General features: G+C 26.7%; 5 protein-coding genes and 1 pseudogene. All 6 read left to right on the forward strand.

Annotation, left to right across the window (positions count from 1 at the left end; genetic code table 11):
- Nucleotides 1-257, forward strand: a 257-nt coding sequence (locus tag AJN69_RS09970; RefSeq protein WP_186820490.1) for a hypothetical protein, incomplete at its 5' end; no start/stop codon positions are given.
- A 19-nt stretch (nucleotides 258-276) separates the two neighbouring features.
- A complete protein-coding gene (locus AJN69_RS00910; protein WP_070287825.1) occupies nucleotides 277-1,875 on the forward strand; it encodes a putative toxin in 1,599 nt (532 codons plus the stop codon).
- A gap of 2 nt (nucleotides 1,876-1,877) precedes the next feature.
- Complete coding sequence (locus AJN69_RS00915) at nucleotides 1,878-2,957, forward strand: AAA family ATPase (RefSeq protein WP_053872818.1); 1,080 nt, start codon at nucleotides 1,878-1,880, stop codon at nucleotides 2,955-2,957.
- Nucleotides 2,957-3,649: a DUF4276 family protein gene (locus AJN69_RS00920; protein ID WP_053872819.1), complete on the forward strand. Its 693-nt coding sequence runs from the start codon at nucleotides 2,957-2,959 to the stop codon at nucleotides 3,647-3,649. The genes AJN69_RS00915 and AJN69_RS00920 overlap by 1 nt, the downstream gene beginning before the upstream one ends.
- A 77-nt stretch (nucleotides 3,650-3,726) precedes the next feature.
- The gene (locus AJN69_RS00925; protein WP_044779668.1) at nucleotides 3,727-4,977 is read left to right on the forward strand and encodes a hypothetical protein; all 1,251 of its coding nucleotides are present in this window, start codon (nucleotides 3,727-3,729) and stop codon (nucleotides 4,975-4,977) included.
- Nucleotides 4,970-5,216: pseudogene (locus tag AJN69_RS00930) on the forward strand (hypothetical protein); the annotation flags it as partial. The gene AJN69_RS00925 and the pseudogene AJN69_RS00930, both read left to right, overlap by 8 nt.

Consider the following 5,216-nt stretch of genomic DNA (forward strand, 5'->3'; position numbering starts at 1 on the left):
TGATCAAATATGGAGCTGATGTCAATGCTGCTAATTGCACTATCAATGAAATTAAAGATGATAAAATCAATTATTTTAAACCTGCTACTCCATTAGATAAGGCTATTTCTTTTGGGATAAATAAAAATAAAACAATCTTAAAAAAAGCAGGTGCTAAGACTTGGGAACAATTGGTTAAAGAATACAATATTGATACGAGTTTAGAGGAACCAGAACAAATTAAAATGTATGAAGAAAGAAGAAAGATAAAAAAATAATAAAAAGGAGGATTTTTTCTTGAAAATTAACGATGAAATAGAATTTCATGATGTTAAATTTTACATTAAAGAATTTGAAAGTGTAGATATTATCGGTGGTTATATTGCCTTTTATGCACCTGTGAAAGAGCATTTAGAGGTAGAAAAAATTCAAAACGATCAAAATTCACAAGAAGAAATCCTGCAATTTAACAAAGATAACTCCCAAAAATATCTAAAAAAAATCAACCAAGAAAAAGAAGAGAAAATCGCACAGCTTGGACTCAACACCAGCGAAGATATTAATAAAGAATTTGATAAGTTGGACAATAAGGCTACTCCTGTTGGAAAATTTGTAAGAAAAAATTATGAATATGATATATTTTATGATGTTTATACAAAAAAAGATAATTACATAAAAAAACATGATTACATAGAAAAATTTCCTATAGAAAATGGTGTTGCAAAAATAAAAAAAGAAACTTTAAAAAAATTTTATAATAAGTCTCAATGGTGTCTTATACCTAGATTACTTCCTGAAGATGATAATAAAGATTTTGAATTTGATCCTGTTCCTATTTTAAATAGTAGCTTTGTGATTTTAGAATTAGCAAATTGTAAGCAAAAAACTCTTACTTTTCAAAGAAAAATAGCTCAAATAAATAATCCAGATGATTTTAAGTTTCAAACACCTGAAGAATTTAAAGAAATGCTTAATAACAAAACAACCTTTGCTGCTTATGGTGGAAAAGAAAAACAAATAGAAGATCTTATAAAAACTGCCAAGTTAAAACTTAAAATGTTAAAAAAACTTGAGCCATCAGAAATTTCTGAAGACACTAAAGAAAGCTTGATAGACAAACAAAATAAAGAAATTAAAAAATGTGAAAAAATAAAAAAAGATCTTAAACAAAATAAGAATAAAAAAATCACACCCAGTGTTATAGGAGATGCGGGAGAATACATCACCTCTTTACTTTTTAAAAAAAGATCTACACGCCATTTGAGCAATCAAAGAAAAATTGATGCTAATTTCAATCTTCATAGTTTTAATCACACCATACCTGATTTTTTAGTGATCATCAATGATATTCCTAGTTTGGTAGAGGTTAAAAATGTCCAAGTTCAAAGCTTGACAGAACAAATCAGCTTTGAATTAAAACTTGCTAGAGAATATGAACTTGATTATTTTTTCATATGCAATAACTATACACAATTAACAGAAAATCTTTCAGGAAGCGCATTGACTCTTCAAGAACATGAAGCATTAATAAAAAATAAAGACAAGGTGAAGGAATTTGATGAAGAGACAAAGGCAAAGAAAAAAAATACAGTAAAAGAGGTTTTAAGGTCAAAAGATAAAAATTGGTATAAAGTATCAGATGTTGGCACTTCTCGTTTGAGAAATTTTTCAGAAGAAGCTGGAGATCAAGGTTCAAGAAATGGCTTTATCTATCATAAACATTTACACAGAAGTATAAAAACAGTATTTAAAGAAATGTATTTACATCATATCAAAGGTGTAGCACCCAATAAAATAGTAATAAAAAGATTTGACTTAAATTATGAAGAAAAATTAGAAGAAATTTTTAACCAAAACCAAGAATTGCAAAAAAATTCTGGAATTGCAAAAGGATAAAGATGTTAGATAAAATAACAATAAAAGGCTATAAATCCATAAAAGATTTATCCAAATTTGAGCTTAAAAAATTAAATATTTTAATAGGTGCAAATGGTTCGGGCAAAAGTAATTTTATTTCAGTATTTAAAATGCTTAATGCTTTATTTAATAAAAATTTGCAATTTTTTACACAAGATAAAGGACCTGATAATTTTTTACATTTTGGCAGAAAAAAGACTGAAAATATATATCTTGAATTTGCTTTTGGCAAAAATGGTTATTATGCTACCTTTGTTCCAACGAGTGAAAATAAGCTTATGATATTAAATGAATATATTTTCTTTGATGGAGACTATAAAGACTATAAAGAACCTATAGGAAGTAATCAACTAGAAAGTAATCTTTCAGATATAATAGAACGAAGTTATTCTAAAAAAGTAGCACAACATGTTCTAAATGAAATCAAAAAATGGAAACTTTATCATTTTCATGATACAAGCGATACAGCCAAGATGAAGGGAATGTGTGATGCAAATGACAATCTTATATTTAAAGAAGACGCACAAAATATAGCAGCTTATCTTAAGATGCTTCATGATAATCACAATAATCACTATGAACAAATTTTAACGACTATACAAGATATCGCTCCTTTCTTTGGAGGATTTATTTTTAGAACTAATGAAAATATACAATTAGAATGGTATCATAAAAATAATCCTGATACTCCTTTTAAATCCCATATGCTTTCTGATGGGACTTTAAGATTTATATGTTTAGCTACTTTATTGCTTCAGCCTTTTGAGTTGATGTCGGGAACGATTATTATTGATGAACCGGAATTGGGACTACATCCTTATGCATTAAAGGTTTTAAGTGAAATTATTAAGAGAGTGGCTAAAGAAAAGCAACTCATTATTTCTTCTCAATCTGTAGAACTGATAAACCATTTTGAAGCGCAAGATATTATAGTAGTAGATAAAGAAAACGATGAATCTACTTTTACAAGAATGGATGATGAAAAATTAGAAGCTTGGCTTGAAGACTATACACTTGGAGAAATTTGGGCAAGTAATCTTATAGGCGGGAGACCAAAATAATGATTACAAGATGTTATGTGATTTGCGAAGGACAAAGTGAGGAAAAATTTATAAATGAAATTTTAGGATCGTATTTTTATAACTCTAATGTTTATCTTACTCCACTTATAATACCTACATCTAAAGGACATAAAGGTGGAGGACTTGCGTATGATAGGGTTGTTGATTTTATCGTTAAAAAATTAAAACAAGATTCACAAGCTTTTATGACAACAATGTTTGATTACTATGGATTGGATAATAGATTTTTAAAAGAAAAACAATGTAATAAAAATATATATGAACACGTTGAAAAAATACAAAAAGATTTTGATGAAGCAATTAAACAAAAATGTGATACAAATAATTTTTTTAGCTATATACAGCCACATGAATTTGAAAGTTTGCTTTTTAGTGATATTACAAAAATAATTAAAGCAGATGCTGAATGGAATAAAAAACTTATTTATAAACTAGAAGACATTGTCAAAGAATTCGATAATCCAGAATTTATTAATAATAGTAAAGAAACAAGTCCTTCAAATAGATTAAAAAAGATTTTATCTTTTCCAAGCTATAATAAAATCTTGCACGGTGGAAGAATCGCTAAAGAAATAGGCATAGATAATATAAGATTAAAATGCCGACATTTTAATAAATGGTGTGAAAAAATTCATAGTTTAGGCAACAAAAAGGAAAATAGTGAAAAATAAAAATTTATTTCACAAGAATTTGAAAAAGGTTTTTAAAAATAGCAATAAAAACACCTCAAACACCTTCAGGAATTAAAATGAAACAAAATATAAGCGCTAATCAAGTAAGTTTTTACCTTTTTTCTACAAAAACCTTTAGCGATGAAAAATATCTTGATGCTTGGAGTTTAAAAGGGAATCGTTTAAATTCTCAAGATTGGTTTGAATTTAAACAAGCTAATAAAGGTAGTTTTTATAACAAACATTTAAATGATACTTTAAAAGCCATGCAGAAACTTAAAGCTTATTTTAGTATCGATAAATTTGAAGGCATAAATTTACATGGAAATGATGAATGGTGCGATTTTCTACCTTCAAATTATCTCCAAATTTACGATAGGCTATGTTTAGATAAAAGCAAATATATTTTACATAGATATTATCAAGAAAATGATTTAAGCGAAATAGGAGCACTTAAAAATCTTTCTCCTAATTTTCCTTTTTGGAATGAAAGTGGTGAAAATTTTTCTCAAAATCAAATCAATGCTTTTATAGATAAAGACAACTTAGCACCCTATTTCAATAAATATGATGTTTATTTTAACTCTTCGCTTAATTTAACTTTTAATTTCAGCGATGAAAGCTTAAAATATCTAGTTGATAATTATAATCATAGAATCAGTCATACTTTTATCCCAAAAAATCAAGAGCAACTAGAAAAAGAATTAAATTTAAGCAAAAATGAAAAAATTATTTTAGAACTTCAAAATATGTTTTTAGATCTTTGTAAAGGCATCAGCGCTGATTATGCTTTTATGGATTTTTCTTATTTTTTTTCGGGTTATAACTATATATTAAATTCTAAAGATAATGCTTTTAAATCTTATCCTGCCACCCAAAATACACTTATTTATAAAAGAAGTTTTAAAAAACATATAGAAAAATATGCGAATAATTATTTTTTAAATTACTATTCTAAAGAGTTTTTAAAAGAACTTGATAATCAAGAGTTAAATGAAGATAGACTTAATCATTATCTTATCAATTACAACAAAATCCCAAAAAAAGTCGAAGAAGAAAATATACAAGGTTTACTCTCTAAACAAAAAGATACAAATATTAATTTTGTAAATTTTATAGATTATCAAGATTATGTTTATAACAATAAAGATGATTTTTGGAATTTGTCTTCAGAGGAAAATTCTATGCTTTGGGAAAAATTTTTAAGTAAAAATACCTTAAAACCTTTTCCTTTAAACTTTGATTGCTCCTTAGAAGAAAAATTTCTTTATGCTAAAGATGAGCAATTAGAAAACATTCTCAAATCTCACAAGGCTTTTCATGGCTAGAAAAAGAAAGATAACTATTCCTAGAATAGAAGATATTAATATAAGTCCTGATACTTCTTGTTTGCATCCTATCTTAGAAGATAATACTTTATTATGTTTACATGGAGGTAGAGTCAATTTAAAAGCAAAAAAGGCTAAAAGAATAAAATATAATAATGTTCCTATTATGTTACACGATGAAATACAAGGAGCTAGTATAAGTGGATGTTTAAATCCTCCAGTAGCTGGAGGACCTTGTA

Origin of the sequence: Campylobacter sp. BCW_4338 (assembly GCF_001763255.1) — a bacterium.
GTDB lineage: Bacteria > Campylobacterota > Campylobacteria > Campylobacterales > Campylobacteraceae > Campylobacter_D > Campylobacter_D jejuni.